General features: G+C 61.7%; 31 protein-coding genes and 1 tRNA gene. 7 read left to right on the forward strand and 25 right to left on the reverse strand.

Features of this window, described 5'->3' with window-relative positions:
* Positions 1 to 58: 58 nt before the first annotated feature.
* The 22 genes from RMP06_RS04725 to glnK all read right to left on the reverse strand — a co-directional run bounded on the left by RMP06_RS04725 (position 59) and on the right by glnK (position 12,971).
* Positions 59 to 135 (reverse strand) — tRNA-Met (locus tag RMP06_RS04725).
* A 75-nt stretch (positions 136 to 210) separates the two neighbouring features.
* On the reverse strand, positions 211 to 603 hold the full coding sequence (rplQ, locus tag RMP06_RS04730; RefSeq protein ID WP_310460630.1) for a 50S ribosomal protein L17: 393 nt from the start codon (positions 601 to 603) through the stop codon (positions 211 to 213).
* A 98-nt stretch (positions 604 to 701) separates the two neighbouring features.
* Positions 702 to 1,688 (reverse strand): DNA-directed RNA polymerase subunit alpha, encoded by a 987-nt coding sequence (locus tag RMP06_RS04735; RefSeq protein WP_293999505.1) that lies wholly within the window; start codon positions 1,686 to 1,688, stop codon positions 702 to 704.
* Between the two features lie 136 nt (positions 1,689 to 1,824).
* Complete coding sequence (gene rpsD / locus RMP06_RS04740) at positions 1,825 to 2,448, reverse strand: 30S ribosomal protein S4 (RefSeq protein WP_310460631.1); 624 nt, start codon at positions 2,446 to 2,448, stop codon at positions 1,825 to 1,827.
* Positions 2,449 to 2,678: 230 nt separating this feature from the next.
* Positions 2,679 to 3,083: a 30S ribosomal protein S11 gene (rpsK, locus tag RMP06_RS04745; RefSeq protein ID WP_179633180.1), complete on the reverse strand. Its 405-nt coding sequence runs from the start codon at positions 3,081 to 3,083 to the stop codon at positions 2,679 to 2,681.
* A 30-nt stretch (positions 3,084 to 3,113) separates the two neighbouring features.
* Positions 3,114 to 3,479, reverse strand: coding sequence for a 30S ribosomal protein S13 (gene rpsM / locus RMP06_RS04750; RefSeq protein WP_310460632.1), 366 nt, complete (start codon positions 3,477 to 3,479; stop codon positions 3,114 to 3,116).
* 33 nt (positions 3,480 to 3,512) lie between these two features.
* Entirely contained in the window at positions 3,513 to 3,626 is a 114-nt protein-coding gene (gene rpmJ, locus RMP06_RS04755) for a 50S ribosomal protein L36 (protein WP_012348927.1), read from the reverse strand.
* 55 nt (positions 3,627 to 3,681) lie between these two features.
* Positions 3,682 to 3,900 carry a translation initiation factor IF-1 gene (gene infA / locus RMP06_RS04760; RefSeq protein ID WP_004521905.1) on the reverse strand — a complete coding sequence of 73 codons (219 nt, stop codon included), beginning with the start codon at positions 3,898 to 3,900 and terminating at the stop codon, positions 3,682 to 3,684.
* Positions 3,901 to 3,955: 55 nt separating this feature from the next.
* On the reverse strand, positions 3,956 to 5,266 hold the full coding sequence (secY, locus tag RMP06_RS04765) for a preprotein translocase subunit SecY (protein WP_310460633.1): 1,311 nt from the start codon (positions 5,264 to 5,266) through the stop codon (positions 3,956 to 3,958).
* A gap of 14 nt (positions 5,267 to 5,280) precedes the next feature.
* Positions 5,281 to 5,715 carry a 50S ribosomal protein L15 gene (rplO, locus tag RMP06_RS04770; RefSeq protein WP_310460634.1) on the reverse strand — a complete coding sequence of 145 codons (435 nt, stop codon included), beginning with the start codon at positions 5,713 to 5,715 and terminating at the stop codon, positions 5,281 to 5,283.
* 2 nt (positions 5,716 to 5,717) lie between these two features.
* The gene (gene rpmD / locus RMP06_RS04775; protein WP_179633184.1) at positions 5,718 to 5,909 is read right to left on the reverse strand and encodes a 50S ribosomal protein L30; all 192 of its coding nucleotides are present in this window, start codon (positions 5,907 to 5,909) and stop codon (positions 5,718 to 5,720) included.
* Between the two features lie 17 nt (positions 5,910 to 5,926).
* A complete protein-coding gene (gene rpsE, locus RMP06_RS04780) occupies positions 5,927 to 6,445 on the reverse strand; it encodes a 30S ribosomal protein S5 (protein WP_310460635.1) in 519 nt (172 codons plus the stop codon).
* A 30-nt stretch (positions 6,446 to 6,475) separates the two neighbouring features.
* On the reverse strand, positions 6,476 to 6,841 hold the full coding sequence (gene rplR / locus RMP06_RS04785; RefSeq protein ID WP_310460636.1) for a 50S ribosomal protein L18: 366 nt from the start codon (positions 6,839 to 6,841) through the stop codon (positions 6,476 to 6,478).
* Between the two features lie 11 nt (positions 6,842 to 6,852).
* Positions 6,853 to 7,386 (reverse strand): 50S ribosomal protein L6, encoded by a 534-nt coding sequence (rplF, locus tag RMP06_RS04790; RefSeq protein WP_310460637.1) that lies wholly within the window; start codon positions 7,384 to 7,386, stop codon positions 6,853 to 6,855.
* Positions 7,387 to 7,402: 16 nt separating this feature from the next.
* Positions 7,403 to 7,798: a 30S ribosomal protein S8 gene (gene rpsH, locus RMP06_RS04795; RefSeq protein WP_310460638.1), complete on the reverse strand. Its 396-nt coding sequence runs from the start codon at positions 7,796 to 7,798 to the stop codon at positions 7,403 to 7,405.
* Between the two features lie 32 nt (positions 7,799 to 7,830).
* On the reverse strand, positions 7,831 to 8,136 hold the full coding sequence (gene rpsN / locus RMP06_RS04800; RefSeq protein WP_179633189.1) for a 30S ribosomal protein S14: 306 nt from the start codon (positions 8,134 to 8,136) through the stop codon (positions 7,831 to 7,833).
* A 7-nt stretch (positions 8,137 to 8,143) separates the two neighbouring features.
* On the reverse strand, positions 8,144 to 8,701 hold the full coding sequence (gene rplE, locus RMP06_RS04805; protein ID WP_293999477.1) for a 50S ribosomal protein L5: 558 nt from the start codon (positions 8,699 to 8,701) through the stop codon (positions 8,144 to 8,146).
* A gap of 14 nt (positions 8,702 to 8,715) precedes the next feature.
* On the reverse strand, positions 8,716 to 9,033 hold the full coding sequence (gene rplX, locus RMP06_RS04810) for a 50S ribosomal protein L24 (protein ID WP_179633191.1): 318 nt from the start codon (positions 9,031 to 9,033) through the stop codon (positions 8,716 to 8,718).
* Positions 9,034 to 9,054: 21 nt separating this feature from the next.
* Positions 9,055 to 9,423, reverse strand: coding sequence for a 50S ribosomal protein L14 (gene rplN / locus RMP06_RS04815; RefSeq protein WP_173805738.1), 369 nt, complete (start codon positions 9,421 to 9,423; stop codon positions 9,055 to 9,057).
* A gap of 234 nt (positions 9,424 to 9,657) precedes the next feature.
* A complete protein-coding gene (gene gshA, locus RMP06_RS04820) occupies positions 9,658 to 10,953 on the reverse strand; it encodes a glutamate--cysteine ligase (protein WP_310460639.1) in 1,296 nt (431 codons plus the stop codon).
* 127 nt (positions 10,954 to 11,080) lie between these two features.
* Positions 11,081 to 12,586 carry an ammonium transporter gene (amt, locus tag RMP06_RS04825; protein ID WP_310460640.1) on the reverse strand — a complete coding sequence of 502 codons (1,506 nt, stop codon included), beginning with the start codon at positions 12,584 to 12,586 and terminating at the stop codon, positions 11,081 to 11,083.
* Positions 12,587 to 12,632: 46 nt separating this feature from the next.
* Positions 12,633 to 12,971 (reverse strand): P-II family nitrogen regulator, encoded by a 339-nt coding sequence (gene glnK / locus RMP06_RS04830; protein ID WP_293999463.1) that lies wholly within the window; start codon positions 12,969 to 12,971, stop codon positions 12,633 to 12,635.
* Positions 12,972 to 13,230: 259 nt separating this feature from the next.
* Between glnK and RMP06_RS04835 the strand changes: the two genes are divergently transcribed.
* Positions 13,231 to 14,745, forward strand: a complete 1,515-nt coding sequence (locus tag RMP06_RS04835; protein ID WP_310460641.1) for a YifB family Mg chelatase-like AAA ATPase — start codon at positions 13,231 to 13,233, stop codon at positions 14,743 to 14,745.
* Between the two features lie 11 nt (positions 14,746 to 14,756).
* Here RMP06_RS04835 and RMP06_RS04840 read toward each other — a convergent pair whose 3' ends face one another.
* A complete protein-coding gene (locus RMP06_RS04840; protein WP_310460642.1) occupies positions 14,757 to 15,458 on the reverse strand; it encodes a glutathione S-transferase in 702 nt (233 codons plus the stop codon).
* Between the two features lie 78 nt (positions 15,459 to 15,536).
* On the opposite strand from RMP06_RS04840, the gene rfaE2 reads away from it, so the two are divergent.
* Positions 15,537 to 16,037, forward strand: coding sequence for a D-glycero-beta-D-manno-heptose 1-phosphate adenylyltransferase (rfaE2, locus tag RMP06_RS04845; protein WP_310460643.1), 501 nt, complete (start codon positions 15,537 to 15,539; stop codon positions 16,035 to 16,037).
* 22 nt (positions 16,038 to 16,059) lie between these two features.
* Complete coding sequence (locus tag RMP06_RS04850; RefSeq protein ID WP_310460644.1) at positions 16,060 to 16,821, forward strand: 16S rRNA (uracil(1498)-N(3))-methyltransferase; 762 nt, start codon at positions 16,060 to 16,062, stop codon at positions 16,819 to 16,821.
* On the opposite strand, the gene RMP06_RS04855 is transcribed toward RMP06_RS04850, so the two are convergent.
* Both RMP06_RS04855 and RMP06_RS04860 read right to left on the reverse strand, forming a co-directional pair.
* Positions 16,793 to 17,101: a hypothetical protein gene (locus RMP06_RS04855; protein WP_310460645.1), complete on the reverse strand. Its 309-nt coding sequence runs from the start codon at positions 17,099 to 17,101 to the stop codon at positions 16,793 to 16,795. The two genes, RMP06_RS04850 and RMP06_RS04855, sit on opposite strands and share 29 nt — an antisense overlap.
* A gap of 99 nt (positions 17,102 to 17,200) precedes the next feature.
* On the reverse strand, positions 17,201 to 18,103 hold the full coding sequence (locus RMP06_RS04860; RefSeq protein WP_310460646.1) for a recombination-associated protein RdgC: 903 nt from the start codon (positions 18,101 to 18,103) through the stop codon (positions 17,201 to 17,203).
* A gap of 127 nt (positions 18,104 to 18,230) precedes the next feature.
* On the opposite strand from RMP06_RS04860, the gene hsdR reads away from it, so the two are divergent.
* From hsdR to RMP06_RS04880, 4 genes are all read left to right on the forward strand, one after another.
* Positions 18,231 to 20,636, forward strand: coding sequence for an EcoAI/FtnUII family type I restriction enzme subunit R (gene hsdR / locus RMP06_RS04865; protein WP_310460647.1), 2,406 nt, complete (start codon positions 18,231 to 18,233; stop codon positions 20,634 to 20,636).
* A gap of 30 nt (positions 20,637 to 20,666) precedes the next feature.
* On the forward strand, positions 20,667 to 22,127 hold the full coding sequence (locus RMP06_RS04870; protein WP_310460648.1) for a type I restriction-modification system subunit M: 1,461 nt from the start codon (positions 20,667 to 20,669) through the stop codon (positions 22,125 to 22,127).
* Positions 22,115 to 23,572: a restriction endonuclease subunit S gene (locus tag RMP06_RS04875; RefSeq protein ID WP_310460649.1), complete on the forward strand. Its 1,458-nt coding sequence runs from the start codon at positions 22,115 to 22,117 to the stop codon at positions 23,570 to 23,572. Before RMP06_RS04870 ends, RMP06_RS04875 begins: the two co-directional genes overlap by 13 nt.
* Positions 23,573 to 23,788: 216 nt before the next feature.
* A complete protein-coding gene (locus tag RMP06_RS04880) occupies positions 23,789 to 26,116 on the forward strand; it encodes a hypothetical protein (RefSeq protein ID WP_310460650.1) in 2,328 nt (775 codons plus the stop codon).
* Positions 26,117 to 26,150: the final 34 nt, after the last annotated feature.

The raw sequence follows: 26,150 nt of genomic DNA on the forward strand, positions 1-26,150 counted from the left end.
AGAAACTGTGCTACTGATTTGAACTGCTCTGGTGTGCTGCTCAAACTTTGAAAATTTTTGGTTGCGGGGGCAGGATTTGAACCTACGACCTTTGGGTTATGAGCCCAACGAGCTACCAGACTGCTCCACCCCGCGACAGAAGATCTATTTTAAGCGGATTTTTACTCCGCTTGCAAGGCTTTTCGGAATCTTTATTCCGAGTACACCAAGTTACTCGGCCGACTCGACTGCAGGTGCATCCGCATCCGGACGATCGACCAGCTCGACGAAGGCCATCGGCGCATTGTCGCCAACACGGTAGCCCATCTTCAGGATGCGGCTGTAGCCACCCGGACGTGCGGCGTAGCGCGGGCCGAGCACAGCGAACAGCTTGACGACATTGTCGCGGTCACGCAGGCGATCGAACGCCAGGCGCTTGTTGGCCAGCGTCGGGGTCTTGCCCAGCGTGATCAGCGGCTCGACGACGCGGCGCAGTTCCTTGGCCTTGGGGACCGTGGTCTTGATGGCTTCGTGCTGGATCAGCGAGTTGGCCATGTTGCGCAGCATCGCCAGGCGGTGCGACGAAGTGCGGTTCAGTTTGCGGAGGCCGTTACGGTGGCGCATGAGAATTCCTTCTGGTTCAATTGCCGGCGGCCGGATCAGGTACCGCCGGTTGCACGTTCAAAGCGTGCGGGGTGTTGCGTTCAACGGGCGTTCGACGTTCAACGCTTGTCGAGACCTTGCGGCGGCCAGTTCTCGAGACGAGCACCCAAGGTCAGGCCACGCGAGGCGAGGACTTCCTTGATCTCGTTGAGCGACTTGCGACCCAGGTTCGGGGTCTTCAGCAGCTCGGTCTCGGTGCGCTGGATCAGGTCGCCGATGTAGTAGATGTTCTCGGCCTTCAGGCAGTTCGCCGAACGCACGGTCAGCTCCAGCTCATCGACCGGACGCAGCAGGATCGGATCGAAGTGCTGCGCACGCGGTGCAGGTTCGACGATGCCAGCCAGGTCGTTGCCTTCCAGTTGCGCGAACACAGCCAGTTGTTCGACCAGAATCTTGGCCGAGGCACGGATCGCTTCCTCTGGCGAAATCGCGCCGTTGGTCTCGATTTCCATGACCAGCTTGTCCAGGTCGGTGCGCTGCTCGACACGGGCGCTCTCGACGGTGTAGCTCACGCGGCGGACCGGCGAGAACGACGCGTCCAGCACGATGCGGCCAATGCTCTTGGTCGGCTCGTCGGCGTAGCGGCGCATCGTGCCTGGCACATAGCCACGGCCCTTCTCGACCTTGATCTGCATGTCGAGCTTGCCACCCTGGGCCAGGTGCGCAATGACCAGGTCCGGGTTGATGATCTCGACATCGTGCGGCGTCTGGATGTCACGCGCGGTGACCGGGCCTTCGCCCTCCTTGCGCAGCACCAGCGTCACTTCGTCGCGGTTGTGCAGACGGAACACCACGCCCTTGAGGTTCAGCATGATGTGGACGACGTCTTCCTGCACGCCATCCACCGTCGAATACTCGTGCAGCACGCCGGCGATCGTCACTTCGGTCGGCGCGTAGCCCACCATCGACGACAGCAGGACGCGGCGCAGCGCATTGCCCAGCGTGTGACCATAGCCACGCTCGAACGGCTCCAGCGTCACCTTGGCGCGGTGTCCGCCCAGCGGTTCGACGTTGATGGCTTTGGGCTTCAGCAGATTGGTTTGCATTCAAAGTTCCTGTCAATACCCTCGGCTCGTTACACCGATAAGGCTGATGGACCCACCGGGCGAGGCAAGACCCCAGCGCACCCGGGATGCGATGGGGTCTGAGGCACACACGCTCCGGTGCGCGCCATCTCACGAATCAGCGCGAGTACAGTTCGACAATCAGCGACTCGTTGATTTCGGCGCCGAACTCGTCACGGTCGGGAGCCTTCTTGAAGGTCCCTTCCATCTTGGTCTGATCGACCGCCACCCACGCGGGCAGGCCGATCGAATCAGCAAGCTTCAGCGCATCGACGATGCGCAGCTGCTTCTTGGCTTTTTCGCGCACCGACACCACATCGCCGGCCTTGACCGAGAACGACGGGATGTTGACCACTTGGCCGTTGACCGTGATCGACTTGTGCGACACCATTTGACGCGCTTCAGCACGGGTCGAACCGAAGCCCATGCGGTAAACGACGTTGTCCAGGCGCGATTCCAGCAGCTGCAGCAGCGTGGCACCAGTGTTGCCCTTGCGGCGCTCGGCTTCGGCGAAGTAGCGGCGGAATTGCTTCTCCAGCACGCCGTACATGCGCTTGACCTTCTGCTTTTCACGCAGTTGCAGACCGTAGTCCGAGGTGCGCGAGCCCGAAGTGCGGCCATGCTGACCCGGCTTGGTTTCGAACTTCGACTTGTCGCTGATCGAGCGGCGAGCGCTCTTCAGGAACAGGTCGGTGCCTTCACGGCGGGAGAGTTTGGCCTTGGGGCCGAGGTAACGTGCCACGGACGTAGTCCTTGTGTTTCAATCTGACGCACGCAATTCGTGCGCGAGTCCCGCGGGAATCCGCGAAACGGTGGTCTTAACGCAGTGCAGCGGCCGTAAAGCCAAAACACCTTGATGGTCGCAATGACGAATTTTCCGGCGAACGCACAAGGCATTCGCCGGAAAACCTGCGATTGTAGCGCAATTTGACGCAATTCATCCTGTCCGCGATCGCGGACAGGAATCCAGCATCAGATACGGCGACGCTTTTGCGGGCGGCAGCCGTTGTGCGGAACCGGCGTCACGTCAGAGATCGACGCGATGCGGATGCCCAGGGAGGCCAGCGCACGAACCGACGACTCGCGACCCGGGCCAGGGCCCTTGATGCGAACGTCCAGATTCTTGATGCCTTGTTCCTGAGCGGCACGACCTGCGACTTCCGCCGCCACCTGGGCTGCGAAGGGCGTCGATTTGCGCGAGCCCTTGAAACCCTGGCCACCGCTCGATGCCCAGGACAGCGAATTGCCCTGACGGTCGGTGATCGTGATGATCGTGTTGTTGAACGATGCATGCACGTGGGCGATGCCGTCCGCAACGTTCTTGCGGACCTTCTTGCTCACGCGGCGCGCGGCGTTGTTGACAGGTGCTTTTGCCATGACTCGACTCTTTCCTGGGCGACGATGCGCTTACTTCTTCAGCGCAGCAGCGCCCTTCTTCGGACCCTTGCGGGTACGGGCATTGGTGCGGGTACGCTGACCACGCATGGGCAGGCCGCGGCGATGGCGGAAGCCACGGTAGCAGCCCAGATCCATCAAGCGCTTGATGTTGATCGAGATTTCGCGGCGCAAGTCACCTTCGATGGTGATCGTGCCCACGGCCTCACGGATCTTTTCCAGGTCGCCGTCAGTCAGGTCCTTGACCTTCTTGTTGAACGGGATGCCGCAGCTGTCGCAGATCTTCTGAGCGGTCGTGCGACCGACACCGAAGATCGCGGTCAGGCCGATTTCGGCGTGCTTGTGCGGCGGAATGTTGATACCAGCAATACGTGCCATGGTGACTCTCTAAAGGGTTTCAGCGACGGGCGATCAACCCTGACGCTGCTTGTGGCGCGGATCGGTGCAGATCACACGGACCACACCCTTGCGACGGATGATCTTGCAATTGCGGCAGATCTTCTTGACGGATGCCGAGACTTTCATGGTCTTCTCCTTGATCGGCTTGCGCTTCTCTTCCGGACAATGTTGGGAGGTTCGCTCACTTCGCCCGGAACACGATGCGAGCACGACTGAGGTCGTAGGGGGTCAATTCAACGGTCACTTTGTCTCCCGGCAAAATGCGGATGTAGTGCATCCTCATCTTGCCGGAAATATGCCCGAGCACTACATGGCCGTTTTCCAGTTTGACCCGGAAGGTGGCGTTGGGGAGGTTTTCGATGACCTCCCCTTGCATCTGAATAACGTCGTCTTTCGCCATGTGAAATCGGCTCGATACGCTTACTCGGTCTTTCTTGCCCAGCTTGCCTTGAAGTTCAGTTCGCCTTGAAACTGGACTTCTTCAACAGCGTTTCGTACTGCTGTGACATCACGTACGACTGGACCTGCGCCCAGAAGTCCATCGTCACCACGACAATGATCAGCAATGACGTTCCACCGAAGTAGAACGGCACGTTGTACTTCAGCACCAGAAACTCGGGCAGCAGGCAGACCAACGTGATGTACGCCGCACCGCCGAGCGTGAGTCGCCCGAGGATCTTGTCGATGTACTTCGCGGTCTGCTCGCCAGGACGAATCCCGGGAATGAACGCACCACTCTTCTTCAGGTTGTCTGCAGTCTCACGGCTGTTGAACACCAGCGCCGTGTAGAAGAAGCAGAAGAACACGATCATCGCGGCGTAGAGCAGCACATAGATCGGTTGCCCCGGCGACAGCGCCGACGAGATGTCCTTCAACCAACGCAGCTTCTCACCGGTCGCAAACCAACCCACCACCGTCGCCGGCAACAGGATGATCGACGACGCGAAGATCGGCGGAATCACACCCGCCATGTTGACCTTCAGCGGCAGGTGCGACGACTGACCACCGTAGACCTTGTTGCCGACCTGCCGATTGGCATAGTAGACCAGGATCTTGCGCTGCGCCCGCTCGACGAACACCACCACGAACGTCACCGCGATCACGATCAACACGATCAGCAGCGCCACGATCACGCTCATCGCCCCGGTGTTGATCAGGTTGGCCAGGCCACCGATCGCACCCGGCAGACCCGCCGCGATCCCCGAGAAAATCAGGATCGAGATGCCATTGCCGAGGCCGCGCTCGGTGATCTGCTCACCCAGCCACATCAGGAACATCGTGCCGGCCGTGAGGCTGACGATGGCCGTGATGCGGAACATCGGACCCGGATCAATCACCAGACCCGCCGACCCTTCCAGCGCCAGGGCAATGCCCATCGACTGGAACAGCGCCAGACCCAGCGCACCGTAACGGGTGTACTGCGTGATCTTGCGGCGACCGGCTTCGCCTTCCTTCTTCAGCGACTCCAGCGTCGGGATCACGTAGCCCATGAGCTGCACGATGATCGATGCCGAGATGTACGGCATGATCCCCAACGCGAAGACCGTGAAGCGGGACAGCGCACCACCCGAGAACATGTTGAACAGGTTCAGGATGCCGCCCTGCTGGCCCTTGAACAGCTGCGCGAGCTGCTCGGGGTTGATGCCGGGAACGGGAATGTGCGCGCCGATGCGGTAAACCACCAGGGCCAGCAGCAAGAACACCAGCCGACGACGGAGGTCGCCGAACTTGCCGTTCTTGGCCAGTTGGGTTGGGTTCGTTGCCACGTCGGACCTGTGACTCAGACCGCGATCGAGCCGCCAGCGGCTTCGATGACGACCAGTGCGCCAGCGGTTGCGCCAACACCCTTCAGCACGACCTTTTTGGTCAGCTCGCCGGACTTGATGACCTTGACGTTCTTCACGATGTCCGCCACCAGGCCCGCTTGCTTGAGCGTCAGCACGTCGATTTCATCGACGGCCAAGTTCTGCAGTTGCGACAGGGTCACTTCAGCGTTGTACTTCAGCAGCTGCGACTTGAAGCCGCGCTTGGGCAGGCGACGCTGCAAAGGCATCTGACCGCCTTCGAAGCCCACCTTGTGGTAGCCACCGGCACGCGATTTCTGACCCTTGTGACCGCGACCAGCGGTCTTGCCCAGGCCAGAACCGATGCCACGACCCACGCGGCGCTTGGAGTGCTTTGCACCCGAGGCCGGCTTGATCGAATTGAGTTCCATGATTACAGCACCTTCACCAGGTACGAGACCTTGTTGATCATGCCGCGCACCGCAGGGGTGTCTTCCAGCACGGATTCGGTGTTCATGCCACGCAGGCCCAGGCCACGCACCGTGGCACGGTGCGATTCGCGGGTGCCGATCGGGCTCTTGACCAGCTTGACCTTGACGGTCTTCTTGTCGGTGTTCTCAGACATGTTGTCCTCCGGCCCGCTCAGTTGAAGATTTCTTCAAGCGTCTTGCCACGCTTGGCGGCCACCGCGGAGGGGGTCGTCATGCGGGACAGGGCGTCGAACGTGGCGCGAACCATGTTGTACGGGTTCGAGGATCCGAGGCTCTTCGCGACGATGTCGGTGATGCCCATGACTTCGAACACGGCACGCATCGGACCGCCGGCGATGATGCCGGTACCGGCCGGCGCGGGCGCCAGCAGAACCTTGGCAGCGCCGTGCTCACCCGTGGCGTTGTGCGGCACGGTGCCGTTGCGCAGCGGGATCTTGACCATGCCGCGACGAGCGGATTCCATCGCCTTCTGGACGGACACCGGCACTTCACGTGACTTGCCCTTGCCCATGCCGATGCGACCATCGCCATCACCGACCACGGTGAGGGCAGCAAACGCCATGATCCGGCCGCCCTTGACCACCTTGGTCACGCGGTTGACCTGGATCATCTTCTCGCGCATGCCGTCGTCGCGACCTTCGTCAGCAACCTTCGGTTGAAACTTAGCCATTTTGTATTCCTTCGTTTCGAGCGAGGCGGATCAGAATTGCAGACCGGCTTCGCGCGCTGCATCGGCCAGCGCCTTGATGCGGCCGTGGTACGCGAAACCAGAGCGATCGAACGCCACCTTCTCGACGCCGGCAGCCTTGGCCTTCTCGGCGATGCGCTTGCCGATCAGCGTGGCAGCATCGACGTTGCCGCCCTTGCCAGCCGTGCCGAGCTGCTCGCGGACTTCCTTTTCGGCGGTCGAGGCACTGGCGAGCACCTTCGAACCGTCGCCGGAAATGACGCTGGCGTAGATGTGGAGATTCGAGCGGAAGACGCTCAGACGGACCGCACCCTGCAATGCAATGCGGGCACGGGTCTGGCGGGAGCGGCGCAGGCGCTGTTCTTTCTTGTTCAACATGGTGCGGCTCCTTACTTCTTCTTGGTCTCTTTGATCGTGACCTTCTCATCCGAATAACGGATGCCCTTGCCCTTGTAAGGCTCGGGGGGACGGAAGGCACGAACTTCTGCAGCCAACTGGCCGACGACCTGGCGATCAGCACCCTTGATCAGGACTTCGGTCTGAGTGGGGCACTCGACCTTGATGCCTTCAGGCATGTCCTTGACCACGGGGTGCGAGAACCCGATCTGCAGATTGAGCTTCTGACCAGTGGCCTGGGCACGGAAGCCCACGCCTACCAAGTTCAGCTTGCGCTCGAAACCCTTGCTCACGCCATTGACCATGTTGTTGACCAGCGCACGCACAGTGCCGGACATGGCATTGGCGGCGGCCGAATCATCGGTCGGAGCAAAGGACAGCTTGCCAGATTCGTTGCTCACCTTGACCAGGCGATGCACCGGACGCACCAAGATGCCTTTGGCTCCCTTGACACTGATCTGGTCTTCGGTGACCGACACGTCCACGCCTTGCGGGACGGTGATCGACATTTTTCCAACGCGGGACATTTGTCGTTCCTCCTGCTTAGGCGACGTAGCAGAGGACTTCGCCACCGATACCGGAAGCGCGGGCCTTGCGGTCGGTCATCACACCCTGGGGGGTGGTGACGATGGCGACACCCAGACCATTCTGGACCTGGGGGATGTCGTGGCGGCCCTTGTAGATCCGCAGACCAGGGCGACTGACGCGCTCGATGCGCTCAATCACCGGGCGGCCGGCGTAATACTTCAGACCGATCTGGAGTTCGGACTTGCCGTCCGTCGTCTTGACTGCGAAACCGTCGATGTAACCCTCGTCCTTGAGGACTTGCGCAATGGCAGCCTTCAATTTGGACGCTGGCATCGCAACGCTGGCCTTCTCGACCATCTGCGCGTTGCGGATGCGGGTCAGCATGTCGGCGATAGGATCACTCATGCTCATGGGATAACTCCTGTTCGTGCCCTGGGGCCGGCTTACCAGCTCGCCTTGACGACACCGGGGATGTCGCCTCGGAAGGCCAGTTCACGAATCTTGTTGCGCGCCAGACCGAACTTGCGGAAGGTACCGCGCGGACGGCCCGTGATCCCGCAGCGGCTACGCAGACGGGTCGGGTTGGCATTGCGGGGCAGCTTCTGCAGAGCCAGACGCGCCATGTAGCGCTCTTCTTCCGACTTGTTGCTGTCGTCGATGATGGCCTTCAGTTCCGCGTACTTCTTGGCGTACTTGGCCACCAGCTTCTCGCGCTTTTCTTCGCGCTGGATGAGAGAGACTTTTGCCATGGGGGCCTCAGTTCTTGAACGGGAAACGGAAGGCCGTGAGCAGCGCCTTGCACTCGTCATCGGTACTGGCCGTCGTCGTGATGCTGATGTTCAGACCACGCAGAGCATCCACCTTGTCGTATTCGATTTCGGGGAAAATGATCTGTTCCTTGACGCCGATGTTGTAGTTGCCGCGACCGTCGAACGAACGTCCCGAGATACCGCGGAAGTCACGAACACGCGGCAGCGCGATCGTCACGAAACGGTCCAGGAATTCGAACATGCGCACACCGCGCAGGGTCACCATGCAGCCGATGGGCACGTTTTCGCGGATCTTGAAACCGGCGATGGCCTTGCGGGACTTGGTGACGACAGGACGCTGACCGGCAATCTTGGTCAGGTCGCCGACGGCGTGGTCCATGACCTTCTTGTCCGACACCGCTTCGGATACACCCATGTTCAAGGTGATCTTCTCGAAACGCGGCACTTCCATGACCGACGTGTAGCCGAATTTCTGCATCAGGTCAGGAACGACCTTCTCGCGATAGAACGCTTGCAGACGGGCTTGAGCTTGTTGTTGAGCCATCTCGAATTCCCGCCTCAGGCTTTGATCTCTTCGCCACTGGACTTGAAGACGCGCACTTTTTTGCCGTCAGCCAGGAGCTTGATGCCCACGCGATCGGCTTTGCCGGTCGCGGGGTTGAAGATCGCCACATTCGATTGGTGAATCGGCATGGTCTTGTCAACAATGCCGCCGGTCGTGCCCTTCAGGGGGTTCGGACGCACATGCTTTTTCACGACGTTGATGCCATCGACCACCACGTGGTCTTCATCAACGCGCAGCGAAATCGCACCGCGCTTGCCCTTGTCGCGACCGGTCAGCACGATGACCTCGTCGCCTTTGCGAATCTTGTTCATGGCCTGTCCTTCGCAGTCGGCTTAGAGCACTTCCGGAGCCAGGGACACGATCTTCATGAAGCGCTCGGTACGCAGTTCACGCGTCACCGGGCCGAAGATGCGGGTGCCGATCGGCTCCAACTTGGCATTGAGCAGCACGGCTGCATTGCCATCGAACTTGACGAGCGAGCCGTCTTGACGACGAACGCCTTTGGCCGTGCGAACGACCACCGCGTTATAAACTTCGCCCTTTTTGACGCGACCACGCGGCGCAGCTTCTTTGATGCTGACCTTGATCACGTCGCCGATACCGGCGTAACGACGCTTAGAACCGCCAAGCACCTTGATGCACATGACGGACTTCGCACCGGTGTTGTCCGCGACGTCGAGTCGCGATTGCATTTGGATCATGTCGAATCCCCAACTTATCCCGCGCTGATAGCCCCACTCGGCCACCGCTCGCGGTCAGTCTTGGGCCCGTCACAACGACCAGGTGAGAACTCACCAAGCGGTTGCGTTTGGGGCGGAGCCAGATTGCACCACATGCGGCTAGGCACGCGTGCAAGCCAGAAGAGCCTAAGAGTATGTCAGACCGGGGAAATCATGTCAACTCCCCCAGCGCGAATATCCGCAGGGCGGCGCGCGTCAGTCGTAGACCTCGGCATCCGGGTCAGTCGCCTCCAGCTCGTAGCTGGCCGCCAGCATGGCCAGACGCGCGACCACCCCATACATGTAGAACCGGTTCGGTGCGCTCGCGCCCGGCTTGGTGCCCTGGCGCGGCAGGTGGTTGCTCTCGGCGAATGCCAGCGGAATGAACTGCGCCCCCGGCGAGTTGAGGTTCTCGTCGATGCCGCGGTCAGCGTGGACGCGGTAGAAACCACCCACGACGTAGCGGTCGAGCATGTAGACCACTGGCTCGGCCACCGCGTCGTTCATGCGCTCGTAGGTCGGCACCCCCTCCTGGATGATCACCTCGGTGACCTCCTGCCCGTCCTTGATCACACTCATCTTGTTGCGCGTGCGGCGGTTGAGTTCGTCGAGCTGCTTGGCGTCACGCACGGTCATGATGCCCATGCCGTAGGTGCCGTTGTCGGCCTTGACGATCACGAACGGCTTCTCGTTGATGCCGTATTCCTTGTACTTGCGGCGGATCTTGCCCAGCAGGGCATCCACATTGGTCTGCACGCACTCGATGCCCGACCCCTCCGCAAAGTTCACCTCACCGCACTGGCTGAACATCGGGTTGATCAGCCACGGGTCCATGCCCATCAGCTTGGAGAACTTCTTGGCGACCTCTTCATACGCCTGGAAGTGGTTGGTCTTGCGGCGCACGGCCCAGCCTGCGTGCAGCGGCGGCAGCAGGTACTGCTCGTGCAGCCCTTCCAGCACCGACGGGATGCCCGCCGACAGGTCGTTGTTGAGCAGGATGGTGCAGGGATCGAAGTTCTTCAGGCCGAGGCGGCGCTGGGTGCGCAGCAAGGGCTCGATCGTGAGCGAGTCCCCCTCCGGCAGCTCGAAGGTGGTCGGGGCCTTGATCTCCGGATCCAGCGAGCCCAGCCGCACGTTCAGCCCCGCCTGCGTGAAGATCTGCACCAGCCGCGCCACATTGGTCATGTAGAAGGTGTTGCGGGTGTGCTTCTCGGGGATCAGCAGCAGGTTCTTGGCCTCGGGACAGATCTTCTCGATCGCGGCCATCGCCGCCTGCACCGCCAGCGGCAGCATCTCGGGCGTCAGGTTGTTCCAGCCGCCGGGGAACAGGTTCGTATCGACCGGCGCCAGCTTGAAGCCGGCGTTGCGCACATCGACCGAGGTGTAGAACGGCGGCGTGTGCTCCATCCACTCCAGGCGGAACCAGCGTTCGATGGCGGGCATCGAGTCGAGGATGCGGGCTTCTAGCTCGTTGATCGGGCCGGTCAATGCGGTGACGAGATGGGGAACCATGGTGGACGACCTGCGCGGTGAAAGGGGATGAGGGCCATTCTAGGAAGGTCTTCACATGCGGGTGGTGCGCCAAAACAAAAGGGGCCGCCCGAAGGCGGCCCCTTTGAGGGCGATCAGCAGAAAGCGATCACTTCGCGTAGGCGGTTTCGCCGTGCGAGGTGATGTCCAGACCTTCGCGCTCGTCGTCTTCCGGCACGCGCAGGCCGATCACCAGGTCCACGATCTTGTAGGCGATCACCGAGACCACGCCCGACCACACCACCGTCAGCAGCACGGCCTTGGCCTGGATCCACACCTGGCCCGCGATCGAGTAGGCGTCCGGGGCGATCATGCCCACGGTCACCCAGTCGGCCACGGCGCTCGGGCCACCCAGGTTCGGCGAGTTGAACACGCCCGTCAGCAGCGCACCCAGGATGCCGCCGACGCCGTGGACACCGAACACGTCCAGCGAGTCGTCGGCCTTGAGGATGCGCTTGAGGCCATGCACGCCCCACAGGCAGACGAAGCCAGCCAGCGCACCGATGATCAGCGCACCCAGGATGCCGACATTGCCGGCCGCCGGGGTGATCGCCACCAGACCCGCCACGGCGCCGGACGCAGCGCCCAGCATCGAGGCCTTGCCCTTCATCAGCGCCTCACCCATCGACCAGGCCAGCACCGCAGCCGCGGTCGCCAGGAAGGTGTTGATGAACGCCAGTGCGGCAAAGCCGTTGGCTTCCAGCGCCGAGCCGGCGTTGAAGCCGAACCAGCCCACCCACAGCAGCGCGGCACCGACCATGGTCAGCGTCAGCGAATGCGGCGTGAACGCTTCGCGGCCGTAGCCGACGCGCTTGCCCACCATGTAGGAGCCGACCAGACCGGCCACGGCCGCGTTGATGTGCACCACGGTACCGCCAGCGAAGTCCAGCGCGCCCCACTGCCAGACCAGACCGGCCTTGGCGTTCATTGCATCGACCACGTCCTTGTTGGCGTAGGCGTCCGGGCCCATCCAGAACCAGACCATGTGCGCGATCGGCGCATAGCTGAAGGTAAACCACAGCACCATGAACAGCAGCACGGCCGAGAACTTGATGCGCTCGGCGAAGGCGCCGACGATCAGGCAGCAGGTGATGCCGGCGAACGTCGCCTGGAAGGCGGCGAACACGATCTCGTGGATGTAGACACCCTTGCTGAACGTGGCCGCAGGCGCGAAGGTGCCGGCGACGTTGTCCCAGATGCCCTTCATGAACAGGCGATCGAAGCCACCGATGAACGCATTGCCTTCGGTGAACGCCAGGCTGTAGCCGTAGACGAACCACAGCACCACGATCAGCGAGAACGTCACCATCACCTGCATCAGCACCGACAGCATGTTCTTCGAGCGCACCAGGCCGCCGTAGAACAGCGCCAGACCCGGCACCGTCATCAGGATGACCAGCAGCGTGGACAGCATCATCCAGGCCGAGTCGCCCTTGTCGATCTTCGGTGCGGGAGCGGCTGCGACGTCAGACGCAGCAGTGGCCACCGCAGCAGCCATCTCGACAGCCGAAGCGGCTGCCGGCGCAGACGCTGCAGCGTCCTGCGCAATCGCCAACTCGGCGAATCCCAGCAAGGCCAGTCCGAAGACCAGCCCGACGAACAATTTTCTAAACATGGTTGCCTCGTGTCGTATCGTGTTTGTCTGGTGAAAGCGCGCGCAATCAGAGCGCGTCTTTGCCGGTCTCGCCCGTGCGGATGCGCAGCACCTGCTCCAGCGACGTGACGAAAATCTTGCCGTCACCGATCTTGCCGGTGCGGGCAGCGGTTTCGATGGCCTCGATCACGCGGTCCACCACCGCGTCGTCCACGGCCGCTTCGACCTTGACCTTGGGCAGGAAGTCGACGACGTACTCGGCACCGCGGTACAGCTCGGTGTGGCCCTTCTGGCGCCCGAAGCCCTTGACCTCGGTGACGGTGATGCCCTGCACGCCGATGCTGCTGAGGGCTTCTCGAACCTCATCCAGCTTGAACGGCTTGATGATGGCGGTGACCATTTTCATGGTGGCTCCTGGTTGCTCTGACTGGTTGATCTTGGAAGGAATACCCACCGCCTTCTGCATCTTCCGTGCCACCACTGGAAACATCCCGTGACCGCCCTCCGAGTGCGCACGACACCACCGATGCACCGGCATGGTGATCTGTGCGTGCACGCTCTTGGTGCATCTCCCCCATCAGGGTGAGTTCCGAACTGTGCGGACGTGCGCAGAATCAGGAGGGTCTCCCTTCCACCGCACCGTTCCGACCCGGACACGCACCACCATGTCACTCGCGATCGTCCACAGCCGCGCCCTGCTCGGCCTGCAAGCCCCGGAGGTGACCGTCGAGGTCCACCTCGCCAACGGTCTGCCCAGCTTCACCCTCGTCGGCCTGGCCGACACCGAAGTCAAGGAGTCCCGCGAGCGGGTGCGGGCTGCGCTGCACAACAGCGGACTGGAGTTTCCACACAACAAGCGCATCACCGTGAACCTGGCGCCCGCGGATCTGCCCAAGGAAGGAGGCCGATTCGACCTGCCGATCGCGCTGGGCATCCTCGCCGCGGCGGGCCACATCGACCCGGCCGCGCTGGAGACGCTGGAGCTGGCCGGCGAGCTGTCGCTGGCAGGCGATCTGCGGCCGGTGCGGGGCGCGCTGGCCATGGCGCTGGCGCTGCAGCGGGGAGGTGCGCGGCGCACGCTGGTGCTGCCCCGCGCCAGTGCGGAGGAGGCGGCCCGCGTACCCGGCCTCGCGCTGCGTTGCGCAGACCACCTGATGGACGTTGTCCACGCGCTGCAACCTGGCGAGGGCTGCACCCCACTGCGCGCGCCGCAGCCACCGCCCGGCCGACCTGCCCCGCCGCTGCCGGACTTGCGTGACGTGCGCGGTCAGGCGGTTGCCAAGCGGGCGCTGGAAATTGCTGCTGCAGGCAAGCACAGCCTGTTGCTGGTCGGCCCGCCCGGCACCGGCAAGTCCATGCTCGCCCAGCGTCTCATCGGCCTGCTGCCACCGCTGGAGGAAACGCAGGCGCTGGAGTCGGCCGCCGTGCTCAGTCTGGCGGGGCGCTTCGATCCGGCGGCCTGGTCGCAGCGCGTACTCCGGGCGCCGCACCACAGCGCCTCCTCGGTGGCGCTGGTGGGCGGAGGATCGCCACCGCGGCCGGGCGAGATTTCCCTCGCCCACCACGGAGTCCTGTTTCTGGACGAGCTGCCCGAGTTCCCGCGCGCCGCCCTCGAAGCCCTGCGCGAGCCGCTGGAAAACGGCCGCATCACCATCTCGCGCGCCGCGCAACAGGCCGAATTCCCGGCGCGCTGCCAGCTCGTCGCGGCGATGAACCCGTGTCCCTGCGGCATGCTGGGTTCGACCATGCGTGCCTGCCGCTGCACACCCGAAGCCGTGGCGCGTTACCAGAACCGGCTATCGGGGCCACTGCTCGACCGGATCGACCTGCGCGTCGAGGTGCTGGCCATTGCGCCGGAAGAGCTGTCGTCGGCGCCAGATGGCGAGCCGAGCGAGGCCATCGCCGTGCGGGTCGTGGCAGCCCGCCAGCGCCAGCAGGAGCGCCAGGGTGTGTGCAACGCCGAGCTGGAAGCGGGTGTGCTGTCGGCGCACTGCCGGGCGCAGTCGGCAGCGACGAACTTCCTCAACACCGCAGCCGCCCGTCTCGGCTGGTCCGGCCGCAGCCTGCACCGGGTGATGCGCGTGGCGCGCACCATCGCCGATCTGGCCGGCGCCGCCGACACCGAGATCGGCCACATCGCCGAGGCGATCCAGTTGCGCCGCGCGCTGCCCGGACGGTGAATCCGGTGGTGTCAGGCTGGCCGGTTGCCCATCGCGGCCAGTTGCGCGGCGCGCTGCTGGTCGGCCTTGCGGCCGGCGGCCACCTTTTGCGCGGTCGGGCGTTGTTCGATCAGCTTGACGTAGGCCTTCCAGTCCACGCCCTGTGCGGCCAGCAGATCTTCGCCGCACACCAGCTTGGTGGCCATCGCCACCAGCGGCAGGTGCGCCACCGCCGTGCAGTCGGCCAGCGTGAAGGTGTCACCCGCCACATACGGGGCGAACCGCGCCAGCCGCTTGAACGCGGCAATGTTCTGCTCCAGTTGCCCACGCGCCTTGGCAATCGTGCCTTCGGACACCTTGCCGCCGAAGAATGCCTGCGCGTAGAGCAGGCGCGCCACCAGCTCCAGGTGGATGTCCATGAACAGCGACAGCTCGCGCACCTTGGCCGCGGCAAACGGATCGGCCGGCACCAGCGGCACCTCGGGATACGCCGCCTCCAGGTAATCGACGATGACCGCGCTCTCGCACAACGGGCCGTGCGGCGTCACCAGGTACGGCAGCTTACCCAGCGGCGAGTTCACCAGCACATCCTCCCCGCCACGCGGCAGCACCTCCACCTCCTCGAACGCCAGCCCCTTCTCCAGCAGCACCAGCTTGACCTTGTTGTAGTAGTTGGACAGCGCAAAACCATGCAGGCGCAGGACAGGGGTGGACGCAGGTGCAGCGGTGGTCATGGGAGTCTCCGGGTTGTGTCCGGGCACTCTAGCGTCAGCCCCGGCCAGTGGCAGTAACAGCGGCGACAATCCCGCCCCATGAACGACGCCCCCGCCCTGCCCGCATTGCCCGCTTTCTTCGACAAGCTCTGCCGGCGCGAAGACCTGCCCGCCCGGCTCGCGGCGCTGCCCCAGCCGGTGGTGTTCACCAACGGCGTGTTCGACCTGCTGCACCGCGGCCACGTGACCTATCTGGCGCAAGCACGTGCGCTCGGCGCCAGTCTGGTGCTCGGGCTGAACAGCGACGCCTCGGCCCGCCAGCTCGGCAAAGGCCCGGACCGCCCGCTCAACGCCGAGGCCGACCGCGCCTGCGTGCTGGCCGCGCTGGAGAGCATCAGCCTGGTCGTGCTGTTCGACGAGGCCACCCCTTGCGCGCTGCTGCAGGAAATCCGCCCGGACGTGTATGTCAAAGGCGGCGACTACGACATCGAGGCCCTTGAAGAGACGCGCCTCGTGCGCAGTTGGGGTGGCCGGGCACAGGCGCTGTCCTTTGTCGATGGCTACTCGACCACCGCCCTCGTCCGCCGCATCCGCACCTGAACGCCCCCACCTCTCATCGACCATGCCCGCCCGCCTCTATCTGGATGCGCCCCTGAGCGCCGACACCGAACTCGCCCTCCCCGCTGGCGCTGCCCGCCACGTCCAGGTGCTGCGCCTGCAACCCGGCGAAACGATCACGCTGTTCAACGGCCAGGGCGGCGAGTGGACGGCGGAGATCCTGCGCATGGGCCGCCAGTCGGTCGAGGTGCGGGTGACGGCGCACGATCCGGTCGAGCGCGAGCTGCCGATTGCCGTGACGCTGGTGGCCGGCATGCCCGCCAACGACCGCTTCGACTGGCTGATCGAGAAGGCGACCGAACTGGGCGTGGCGGCGATCGAGCCGGTGGTGTGCGAGCGGTCGGTGCTGCGGCTGTCGGGCGAACGCGCCGAACGCAAGCGGGAACACTGGCAGGCCGTGGCGATCGCGGCGGCCGAGCAAAGTGGCCGCACCCGCGTGCCAGTCATCGCGCCGGTGCGCACCTTGCCGCAGGCCGCCGCACTGGCCGCCCAGGACGATGTCACACCGAACTGGCTGCTGAGTCTGGCCGACGCGGTGCCGATGACCGAGCGGGTCGCGCAGGATCTGGGGACGGGAGTGGGCCGGCTGCGGGTCTACAGCGGCCCGGAAGGGGGATTCAGTCCGGGGGAGGAAACGCTGGTGCGCGGCATCGGTGCGCGCGCCATCAGCCTGGGGGCGCGGGTACTGCGGTCGGAGACGGCGCCGCTGGCGGTGCTGGCCGCGCTGGGACTGACCGTCAGGCCACCCAGCGACCGGGTGAGCTGAAGCGCGAACGCACCAGCGGCAACTCGGGCGGACCCAGTGGCGCGGCGGTGCTGTCACGCACCTCGGTCAGCTCGGCGCGCTCGACCAGTTCGCGCACGAACGTCCAGATCACCGGGTCAAGTTCGATCGAACCCGGCTCGCCCGTGCGCTTGAGCCAGTCGTCCAGACGGCGACGCGACGCCCCCAGCCGGCGGGCGAACTGGTCCGGATCCATGTCCATGCGCTGCATCGCTTCCAGCAGAAAAGCTTGTTGGGTCTTGGGTTTTCTGTGTAATGACATGGGAGGTATCCAGAACTGCAAATTCAGTCTAACGTCCCGCACGTCCGGTACGTGCGATTAGACCGAAGTTGTTGCAACGCAAAGCAACAGCTTTGATGCCTACATTACAACTTGGTGCTCTCCGCCCAAAGCCTCGATCAGCGCCGTCAACCCGTGGGTCAGCTCCGTGGTGACGATGGCGACATCGGCGTCGAACCGCTCTTCGGCGCTGCCTTCCGCGTCCAGCACCCCGTCCAGAAACTCGATCTTGCGCAGCTGCATCCCCTCGGTCAGCACGAAGGAGACACGGCCATTCCACGTCATCGCCAGCCGCGTGGGCATTTTTCCCTGCGTGATGTGCAAGCGCACTTCGTCGATGTCGAGCGGATGGCGTGCGTAGCGCACCACCGACTTCATCTCGTCGCTGGACTTCAGTTCGCACTCCCGATCGACCGTGAAATCCGCCGCCGGCTCGCCGGTCAGCAGCCAGTCGGCCATCACGGCGGCCGGTGACTCCTCGGTGTGCAGCGCCTGCACGGACAGGCCTTCGAGCGCCTTGACCAGCAGCGTCACCACCTCGTCGGCGCGGCCCGGGCTGCTGGTGTCGAGCACCAGGAAACCGCTGTCCGGCGACAGCCAGATGTTGACCGCCGACCGCTTGGTGAACGCCATCGGCAGCAGCTCCAGCGTCGCCTGCTCCTTGAGTTCCTTGGTCTGCTTGCGGCCGGGCTTGCGGCCGGTGGTGCGCTCGATCCCGGCGGCGATCTCGTCGATGCGGCGCTTCACGACCGAGCCCGGCAGCACCCGCTGCTCGATCTGCAGCCGCATCAGCCACTGCCCGCGCACCGTCTCGGCCAGCGGCCCATCGGCCGGCCCGCGCGGCGGCACCCAGCCGGCCGACTGCTCCTGGGTCGAACCGCACTCGACGAAGCGGGCCTTGTCGAGTCCGGACTCGATCTGGTCGAACGTGGCCGACCAACCCGGCGCAAGGCGAAACACCGTCAGATTCTTGAACGTGAACACGCAGCTTCCTTCTCAAAAGCCGTGATTGTCGGCGCCGCCGCGGCCCCGCCATGTGCAAAATCCCCCAAAGGCAGACCATGCCCGTCTTCGAAGCGGATCCACCGCCAGGACGCAGGGGGAAATTCACATGCACACGCACGCGCACAAGAAGACGCTGTCCGAGCGGGACATCTGCACCCAGTACCTCGTCCCGGCCCTCGTGCAGGCCGGCTGGGATCTGCACCGCCAGGTGCGCGAGGAAGTCACCTTCACCCGCGGCCGCGTCATCGTGCGCGGCAAGCTCCACAGCCGCGGCCAGGCCCGCCGCGCCGACTTCATCCTCTACCACCTGCCCAACCTGCCGCTGGCGGTGATCGAGGCCAAGGTCAACACGCTGCCGGTCGGCGCCGGGATGCAGCAGGCGCTGGACTACGCCGACGCGCTGGGCGTGCCCTTCGTGTTCAGCTCCAACGGCGACGGCTTCCTGTTCCACGACCGCACCGGCACCGGCCCTCAGGTCGAGACCGCGCTGACGCTGGACCAGTTCCCCGGACCCGACGAACTCTGGCGGCGCTACTGCCAGTGGAAGGGCCTCGACGGGCCGGCGCAGACACGGGTCGAAGCGCCGTACCACGACGATGGCTCCGGCCGCCTGCCGCGCTACTACCAGCTCAACGCCATCAACCGCACCGTCGAAGCCATCGCCAGCGGCCAGAACCGTGTGCTGCTGGTCATGGCCACCGGCACCGGCAAGACCTACACCGCCTTCCAGATCATCTGGCGCCTGTGGAAGAGCCGGCAGAAGCGGCGCATCCTGTTCCTCGCCGACCGCAACATCCTGGTGGACCAGACCCGCAACAACGACTTCAAGCCCTTCGGTCAGGCGATGACCAAGATCGCCAAGCGGCAGATCGACAAGTCCTACGAAATCTACCTCTCGCTGTATCAGGCGGTGACCGGCGCGGCGGAAGACCAGAACATCTACCGCCAGTTCTCGCCCGACTTCTTCGACCTGATCGTCGTCGATGAATGCCACCGGGGCAGCGCGTCGGCGGACTCCGCGTGGCGCGAGATCCTCGACTACTTCGGCAGCGCCACCCAGGTCGGCCTGACCGCCACGCCGAAGGAAACCAAGGACGTTTCCAGCAGCCACTACTTCGGCGAGCCGGTCTACAGCTACAGCCTGAAGCAGGGCATCGAGGACGGCTTCCTCGCGCCCTACAAGGTCGTGCGCATCGACTTCGACAAGGACTTGCAGGGCTGGCGCCCGCCCAAGGGCCAGCGCGACAAGCACGGCGAGGTGGTCGAGGACCGGATCTACAACCTCCGGGACATGGACCGCGCCCTGGTGCTGGAGCAGCGCACCCAGCGCGTGGCGCAGAAGATCACCGACTTCCTGCGCCTCAGCGGCGATCCGTTCCAGAAGACCATCGTCTTCTGCGACGACATCGACCACGCCGAGCGCATGCGCCAGGCGCTGGTGAACCTGAACCCCGAGCGGGTCCGGGAAAACCGCAAGTACGTCATGCGCATCACCGGCGACGAGCAGGAGGGCAAGGCCGAACTCGACAACTTCATCAACCCGGAAGTGCGCTATCCCGTCATCGCCACCACCAGCAAGCTGATGAGCACCGGCGTCGATGCGCAGACCTGCAAGCTCATCGTGCTCGACCAGCACATCCAGTCGATGACCGAGTTCAAGCAGATCATCGGCCGCGGCACCCGGATCAACGAGGACCACGGCAAGTTCTGGTTCACGATCATCGATTTCAAGAAGGCCACCGAGCTGTTCGCCGATCCGGCGTTCGATGGCGAGCCGGTGCAGGTCTACGAACCCCAGGGGGATGACTCGCCCGTGCCGCCAGATGACGGACCGATCGACGGCGAGACGGTGATCGGCGAGGACGGTTTGCCCGTGGTGCCACCGGGCCAGCCCGGCGGGGGCGGCGATCTGGGTGACCTGGGCGGCGACGGGCTGGGCAAGCGCGTCAAGTACGTGCTCGGCGATGTCGCGGTCCACATCGTTGCCGAGCGGGTCCAGTACTACGGCGCCGACGGCAAGCTCATCACCGAGACCCTGCGCGACTACACCCGCAGTTGCGTGCAGAAGCAGTACGCCTCGCTCGGCGACTTCCTGCGCCGCTGGAGCGGCGCCGCGCAGAAGAAGGCCATCATCGACGAGCTGGCCGCGCAGGGCGTGCTGTGGGAGGCGCTGCAGGACGAGGTGACCGCCAAGCTGGGCAAGACGCTGGACCCGTTCGACCTGATCTGCCACGTCAGCTTCGACCAGCCGCCGCTGTCGCGCCGCGAGCGGGCCGACCAGGTGCGCCAGCGCGGCTACTTCGCCCGCTACCAGGGCGTGGCGCGGCAGGTGGTCGAGGCGCTGCTCGACAAGTACGCCGACACCGGGGTCGAGCACATCGAAGACCGCAAAATCCTGCAGCTCGACCCGTTCAGCCGGCTCGGCGCGCCGGTGGAGCTGCTCCAGGCGTTTGGCGGCAAGGACGGCTATGCCCGCGCCGTCCACGACCTCGAACAGCAGCTCTACGCCTGAGTCTTATCTCTTTTACTGAAAACACGTTCCATGTCACTCAGCGGTTCCATCAAATCCATCCAGGACATCATGCGCAAGGATGTCGGCGTCGATGGCGACGCGCAGCGCATCGGCCAGTTGGTCTGGATGCTGTTCCTCAAGGTGTTCGACGACCGCGAGCTGGAGCGCGAGGCGCTGGAGGACGACTACCGCTCGCCGCTGCCCGAGCCGTTCCGCTGGCGCCACTGGGCGGCCGATCCGGAGGGGATGACCGGCGAGGCGCTGAAGAGCTTCATCGACAACGAGCTGTTTCCCGGCCTGCAGGGGCTGGAGAGCTACAGCGCGGCGCCGGCCGCGTTCGTGATCCGCGGGGTGTTCGAGGACGCCTACAACTACATGAAGTCCGGGCAGTTGATCCGCCAGGTGATCAACAAGATCCAGGAGGGCGTGGACTTCAACAAGGCGCAGGAGCGGCACGCCTTCGGCGAGGTGTACGAACAGTTGCTGCGCGACCTGCAGAACGCGGGCAACGCGGGCGAGTTCTACACGCCGCGGCCGGTGACGGAGTTCATGGTGCGCCGGGTGGACCCGACGCTGGCCGAGAAGGTGCTGGACCCGGCCTGCGGGACGGGCGGGTTCCTGACCTGCACCATCGAGCACAAGCGCCGGCGCTACGTGAAGACCGCCGCCGATGAGCAGGTGTTGCAGGCCAGCTTGCACGGCGTCGAGAAGAAGCCGCTGCCGCACCTGCTGGCGACGACGAACATGGTGCTGCACGGCATCGAGGTGCCGAGCCAGATCCGCCACGACAACACGCTGGGCCGGCCGCTGATCAGTTGGGGGCCGAAGGAGCGGGTCGATTGCATCGTGGCGAATCCGCCGTTCGGGGGCATGGAAGAGGACGGCATCGAGACCAACTTCCCGGCGGCCTTCCGCACGCGGGAGACGGCCGATCTGTTCATGGTGCTGATCATGCATTTGCTGAAGGACGGCGGGCGGGCGGCGGTGGTGCTGCCGGACGGCTTCCTGTTCGGCGAGGGCATCAAGAGCCGCATCAAGGAGCGTCTGCTGACCGAATGCAACCTGCACACCGTCGTGCGGCTGCCGAATGGCGTGTTCAGCCCGTACACCGGGATCAAGACCAACCTGCTGTTTTTCACCAAGGGCGTGCCGACGCGGGAGGTGTGGTTCTACGAGCACCAGTATCCGGCGGGGTACAAGAATTATTCGAAGACGCGGCCGATGCGGATCGAGGAATTTGCGGTCGAGGAGGCGTGGTGGGGCGATGCGGCGGACGGATTCGCCGGGCGGGTGGAGAACGCCTTTGCGTGGAAGGTCAGCGCCGAGGAATTGAAGGCGCGGAACTGGAATCTGGACTGCAAGAACCCGCATGTGGGCGAGACGGTCAGCCACGATCCGGACGAATTGTTGGCGCAGTACCGGCAGATTCAGGAAGAGATTGCAGAGCTGCGGGGGCAGTTGAAGGCTACGCTGATGGAGTGTCTGAAGTGATTGAGTCTCTTGTCGCAGGGCCTAATTTTGATGGATTAAGACGTGCAATTTTTGTTTCAATCGCAGGGCGTTTTTTTGCACCCGAATTACCAAGTAACTTGAGGAAAATTTCATCTGATGGAAGAAATGTCGTCCTCGAAGTACTGCTTGCGCGCTTGCCTACACGCACTCTCGCCGAGATTTCATCAATCACAAAGGGCAGAACAGGAATCAAGGATGCAATACCTGGAAAATTTCCGCTAGTAGTGACTGCTGAAGCCCGAGGAAGTTCCGATCACTTCGACTTTGAAGGTCCGGCAGTGATAATTCCAACGGTATCATCGACCGGTCACGGCGATGCCAGTCTGAAGCGCGTTCACTTTCAAGATGGCCAATATGCTGTCGGCAGCATTCTTGCTGTAGTGCAGCCAAAAGCCCCTGATCAAATCTCAGCCAGATTTCTGCACACCTACTTAAGTGCGTTCAAGGATGAGTTATTGGTCAGCCGCATGGTTGGTACCGCCAACGTCAGCTTGACTGTCGCCAAAATCGGAACAGTTCCAGTACCGCTATTGCCTATCGCGGCACAACGCAAAGTCGATGAACTGATGGCCCTGTGCGACCGCCTAGAAACCCGCCAGTCCGACGCCCAAGCCGCGCACGCCCGATTGGTGGACGAGTTGCTGGGGAGCTTGTTGCAGGCTCGGGATGCGGAGGATTTTGCGGAGTGCTGGGGGCGGGTGAAGGACAATTTCGATGTGCTGTTCACGACTGAGCAGAGTGTCGATAGGCTGAAACAAGCAGTAATGCAATCAGCAGTAACTGGAAAACTCTCTCCGCCCCAGGTTTCACAAAAAAATCAGGGAGCGGCGCGGCAGGAAAAATGGGAAATCAAGGATCTGTCACAAGTCGCGTCTGAAATTGTTGACTGTCCTCACTCGACACCAAAGTGGACACCGGATGGTGAACTTTGCGTTAGAACCAGTCAATTTAAACCGGGGCATCTGGATTTGACGGTTTGCAAGTACGTCAGCGCCTCGACTTACGAAGAACGAATTTCCAGGTTGCGGCCGATGTCAGGCGACATTCTTTATAGCCGTGAAGGTGGTATTTTGGGTGTGGCGTGCCGAATACCGCCAAACACCAAGCTTTGCTTGGGCCAACGAATGATGCTGATCAGACCCGGCAGCGATGTAATCGGAGAATATCTTGAGCTGGTGCTAAATGCGCCTCTCATCACCGATTTGGCAAAAAGTCAAACCACCGGCGGCGCAGCTCCTCGCATCAACGTTTCTTCGGTAAAGAAATATCCGATTCCTGTACCTCCGCTTGCAGAGCAACACCGCATTGTGGCCAAAGTTGATGAATTTATGGCGCTGTGCGATCGAATCAAGGCCAAAATAGCTCGGGCGCAGGCGTTGAACGAGCGGCTGGCGGGGGCTTTGGTTGAGTGGGCGGTGTTGTGATTGTTATCTAAGATAATAGCGATGCTTTCGAGCTTCTTCGCATGCTTTGCATCAAAGCTGGAACGACAGCATTCAGCCAAGAAAAACTACCTGTTTTCAACAACCAAATCGGTCAGGAGTAATCCGAAAATACTTGTCACGGATTAATCGCGTAAGTCTGAAAATTGGTACTGACGCGAATCGGAATAATATAGTAAATCAATAGATAGGGGATTTATGGCAATCGATCAGATACTTGTTGATGATGATTTTTCGGAAATAGAAGCTCTGGCTGCAGCTATGGCGGCAGCAGGCTCGTCGATTTTTATTGGTCCGATCGCGGCGAAGCTACCGAGCTTCATTCGGACGCTTGCGAATCATTGTCCCATTAAAACAGCCGCAGCATTTGGGGGCATTCTGACTCAGAAACGTCTGCAAACAAACTGTTTGAGACTGGAGATTTTGGTTCATCTGTCCTTGATTTTTGGTGGAGGAAAGCGCGCACCAACACAGAGTCTTCTCAATCAAGGGTTTTCGTCTGTGGGGGCTTTGTGCGGGCACCTAGAGGATCCCCGCGAGGACGTATTCGTTGGGAATGTATATTCAAAGAACGGTAACTATCGCGTCTTTGAAGGTATCTGGGAAGGAGCCACTTTTTATCTTCAGAGAATTGTCAATTTGACTGACTCACTGCCAGATGAGGGTGATTTATCAAAGATTAAAGAATCAGTGCATTCGCTGCTCAAATTGTCTGATTTCGTCTGTGAAAAGGCTAAGTTGACGCGCAATGACATAGGTCCGGATGGGAAAAATAATACTCTACCAAAAAACATTTCCGAGAAATCAGCGCATTTTCGTGCACTGGTCGGGTTTAATCGTGAAGAGCTGACTACGATTGGCGTAGATATAAATGCGCTCAGCCCATTCATCTTCGAGTCGAGATTGGTCGGCCGCTTGACCGACCAAGCCATTTCAAACACCGATCTTGAGGCCGCTCCGTTGGTGTTTCAAGACGGCACGCTTTATATGCTCCTGCCAACGGCTGTATCTGTTGCCATTCGCAGATACTTCGTCAGATTATTAGGAGAGAACGGCAATCGAAAAGTCCTCTTAAGTGAGCTTGGATACGAATACTCAACGTTATTTTCAACATCGCGGTTCTTTGGTGAAGTAGGTCCGCGTTTGCCCTTTGTGCATCAATCGTGGGGATCGTTGTGTGCCATCACGCAAGAAATTGATGCGGGCCGTCATTTAAACATGGTTTTCTTTCTAGACGATTTGATTGGCTTTGAGGAAGATGGATTTGGTGGGGCCTTTCATGGAGGATTTGAGCTGAGAACTGAGACTTGCAAGGCCATTGAGAGTATGCAAATAGGCTGCGAGCGTCGCGAAGGCTTTAAAGATGGAATTACACTGGTTATAGGATGTGGCATAGGTAGAGGGGTCGTTTTAGAAGGATTTCATCAACCAAGACCTCAATGGGCTTGGGAGTTCGTCGGCGTATGCGATCTGATTTCTCTAGCGCATGTCGATGGAGTACAGCTTCTGGATCTGTGGCGCGTCCGACGCATGGAGTCATTCCTGAGGCAGCGCGGAGTAATGCTTCAGAATATGAATGGCTTGCTCAATCTGTTTGCTTGGGCTGACTCATTGGATGGTCATCTAGTGCCGCATGGAGAGATCCCCAGGGACTTCCAGGTTGGTGATGTGCAACTGTTCATACCTATCACCCAGAACGGCTTATCTGATTTGAGACATGGAATTTCCATTGCGACAGACGAGCATGTCGAGAATTTTGTAGATGGAACGTGGAAACTGCTCAGAAAGGAACGGGGAAGCTACTTTGATCAGGATACCAAGCATCCTCTGTACGTTCACTTGGAGCAAGGCAAGAATAGAAGGCTACTCGGGGCGAAGATCACCAAGGCGCGTTGTTGGTGGTATGCGGCTTTTACGAAAGACGGGTCCGCAAATCGCTTGACCTATGATCGATGGGCAATGATGGGTGTTTGGGTGGCTCGTGCTGTCGATATGATCGATGCGCGCTTTCATGCAGAGATTGGCGAAGGGCCTGTCTATTGGAAATGTGTCTTCGATGGGGATCCAGAATCTAATTCTTTCGATGAATTTGGGGGGCACGAAGATCTAGCGGATGCCTTTAGTTTGAATATTGATCTGAAAAACCGTACTATCGAGTTGCATGTCGGGTCTGGATTCGATAGAGCAATCTATCATCCACACAACATTGCTGAGGTCGGGTTGGTTAAGGCTTTCCTTGGTGGCATATCAAAATTAGCTGGAGTGGAATTTTCTGCCATCGAAGCTGCAGTGGCTTTTGCGTGGTCGGACGTTAATGCTCGTCACAGCCACATATTTTCGGCAAAAAGCTATCGAGATTATTTCAGAGAAATTTTATCAACATCACCAATAACAATTAGCAAATTCGATGATGCTCTCATTATTAACAGTCTAACTAAACACCACAGTTCCCAGTCGCATACCGGGTATGCGTATGCTCGAAATACGTCTTCACGAACTCACTGGACGCCTGCAGTTTGTTCATGAACTGCTCGGCCAGACGGCGCAGCATCGAATCATC

The sequence above is a fragment of the Sphaerotilus sp. genome (assembly GCF_031429695.1).
In the GTDB taxonomy this organism is placed as follows: Bacteria; Pseudomonadota; Gammaproteobacteria; order Burkholderiales; family Burkholderiaceae_C; genus Sphaerotilus.

Coding starts and splice junctions, on each gene's coding strand:
- rplQ (WP_310460630.1), bottom strand. CDS start 603: ATGCGCCACCGTAACGGCCTCCGCAAACTGAACCGCACTTCGTCGCAC.
- RMP06_RS04735 (WP_293999505.1), bottom strand. CDS start 1,688: ATGCAAACCAATCTGCTGAAGCCCAAAGCCATCAACGTCGAACCGCTG.
- rpsK (WP_179633180.1), bottom strand. CDS start 3,083: ATGGCAAAAGCACCTGTCAACAACGCCGCGCGCCGCGTGAGCAAGAAG.
- rpsM (WP_310460632.1), bottom strand. CDS start 3,479: ATGGCACGTATTGCTGGTATCAACATTCCGCCGCACAAGCACGCCGAA.
- rpmJ (WP_012348927.1), bottom strand. CDS start 3,626: ATGAAAGTCTCGGCATCCGTCAAGAAGATCTGCCGCAATTGCAAGATC.
- infA (WP_004521905.1), bottom strand. CDS start 3,900: ATGGCGAAAGACGACGTTATTCAGATGCAAGGGGAGGTCATCGAAAAC.
- rplO (WP_310460634.1), bottom strand. CDS start 5,715: ATGGAACTCAATTCGATCAAGCCGGCCTCGGGTGCAAAGCACTCCAAG.
- rpmD (WP_179633184.1), bottom strand. CDS start 5,909: ATGTCTGAGAACACCGACAAGAAGACCGTCAAGGTCAAGCTGGTCAAG.
- rpsE (WP_310460635.1), bottom strand. CDS start 6,445: ATGGCTAAGTTTCAACCGAAGGTTGCTGACGAAGGTCGCGACGACGGC.
- rplR (WP_310460636.1), bottom strand. CDS start 6,841: ATGTTGAACAAGAAAGAACAGCGCCTGCGCCGCTCCCGCCAGACCCGT.
- rplF (WP_310460637.1), bottom strand. CDS start 7,386: ATGTCCCGCGTTGGAAAAATGTCGATCACCGTCCCGCAAGGCGTGGAC.
- rpsH (WP_310460638.1), bottom strand. CDS start 7,798: ATGAGCATGAGTGATCCTATCGCCGACATGCTGACCCGCATCCGCAAC.
- rpsN (WP_179633189.1), bottom strand. CDS start 8,136: ATGGCAAAAGTCTCTCTCATCCAGCGCGAAGAAAAGCGCGAGAAGCTG.
- rplE (WP_293999477.1), bottom strand. CDS start 8,701: ATGGCTCAACAACAAGCTCAAGCCCGTCTGCAAGCGTTCTATCGCGAG.
- rplX (WP_179633191.1), bottom strand. CDS start 9,033: ATGAACAAGATTCGCAAAGGCGACGAGGTCATCGTGCTGACCGGTCGC.
- rplN (WP_173805738.1), bottom strand. CDS start 9,423: ATGATCCAAATGCAATCGCGACTCGACGTCGCGGACAACACCGGTGCG.
- gshA (WP_310460639.1), bottom strand. CDS start 10,953: ATGGTTCCCCATCTCGTCACCGCATTGACCGGCCCGATCAACGAGCTA.
- amt (WP_310460640.1), bottom strand. CDS start 12,586: ATGTTTAGAAAATTGTTCGTCGGGCTGGTCTTCGGACTGGCCTTGCTG.
- glnK (WP_293999463.1), bottom strand. CDS start 12,971: ATGAAAATGGTCACCGCCATCATCAAGCCGTTCAAGCTGGATGAGGTT.
- RMP06_RS04835 (WP_310460641.1), top strand. CDS start 13,231: ATGTCACTCGCGATCGTCCACAGCCGCGCCCTGCTCGGCCTGCAAGCC.
- RMP06_RS04840 (WP_310460642.1), bottom strand. CDS start 15,458: ATGACCACCGCTGCACCTGCGTCCACCCCTGTCCTGCGCCTGCATGGT.
- rfaE2 (WP_310460643.1), top strand. CDS start 15,537: ATGAACGACGCCCCCGCCCTGCCCGCATTGCCCGCTTTCTTCGACAAG.
- RMP06_RS04850 (WP_310460644.1), top strand. CDS start 16,060: ATGCCCGCCCGCCTCTATCTGGATGCGCCCCTGAGCGCCGACACCGAA.
- RMP06_RS04855 (WP_310460645.1), bottom strand. CDS start 17,101: ATGTCATTACACAGAAAACCCAAGACCCAACAAGCTTTTCTGCTGGAA.
- hsdR (WP_310460647.1), top strand. CDS start 18,231: ATGCACACGCACGCGCACAAGAAGACGCTGTCCGAGCGGGACATCTGC.
- RMP06_RS04870 (WP_310460648.1), top strand. CDS start 20,667: ATGTCACTCAGCGGTTCCATCAAATCCATCCAGGACATCATGCGCAAG.
- RMP06_RS04880 (WP_310460650.1), top strand. CDS start 23,789: ATGGCAATCGATCAGATACTTGTTGATGATGATTTTTCGGAAATAGAA.